The sequence below is a fragment of the Actinomadura sp. SCN-SB genome (assembly GCF_043906805.1).
In the GTDB taxonomy this organism is placed as follows: Bacteria; Actinomycetota; Actinomycetes; order Streptosporangiales; family Streptosporangiaceae; genus Spirillospora.
In genome coordinates this window covers 1-797 of sequence record NZ_JBIMPP010000175.1, presented here as the reverse complement: position 1 = coordinate 797, position 797 = coordinate 1, and the positions used below count along the sequence as shown (strand labels likewise).

The following is a 797-nucleotide window of genomic DNA, read 5'->3' as shown; positions in this document are numbered from 1 at the left end:
CGCGGGGCCGGATGCGGCGCATGTTGTGTGTGGCTGGTCTGGTGGTCTCGGTTGTTGTTTGAGAACTGCACAGTGGACGCGAGCATCTCTGGAGACGAGGATCTTGCTCTTGTATGAGGGTGGGGTTTTTGTTTCTGTGCGATTTGTTGATCGTTTCGTGTGTTCAAGTTTTTGAGGGCATACGGTGGATGCCTTGGCATCAGGAGCCGATGAAGGACGTGGGAGCCTGCGATATGCCTCGGGGAGTCGGCAACCAGACTGTGATCCGGGGATTTCCGAATGGGGGAACCTGGCACCCGTCATGGGGTGTCGCCGCCGTCTGAATGTATAGGGCGGTTGGTGGGAACGCGGGGAAGTGAAACATCTCAGTACCCGTAGGAAGAGAAAACAATTGTGATTCCGTGAGTAGTGGTGAGCGAAAGCGGAGGAGCCTAAACCGTGCGCGTGTGATAGCCGGCGGGCGTTGCGTGTGCGGGGTTGTGGGGCCGCCTGGCTGGATCTGCCGGTCCAGCGAGAAGTTATAAACCGCTTGGGTAGTCGAACGGCTTGGGATGGCCGACCGTAGACGGTGAGAGTCCGGTAGGCGAAACTTGAGTGGCTTCTGGGTGTGTTCCCGAGTAGCACGGGGCCCGTGGAATCCCGTGTGAATCTGCCACGACCACGTGGTAAGGCTGAATACTTCCTGATGACCGATAGCGGACCAGTACCGTGAGGGAAAGGTGAAAAGTGCCCCGGTGAGGGGTTGTGAAAGAGTACCTGAAACCGTGTGCCTACAAGCCGTCAGAGCGTCCTCCAGG

Annotated in this window: 1 rRNA gene; it reads left to right on the top strand. The window is 58.0% G+C overall.

The features are described from left to right. Window positions 1-161: 161 nt before the first annotated feature. Window positions 162-797 (top strand): 23S ribosomal RNA (locus ACGWYJ_RS38925); the annotation flags it as partial.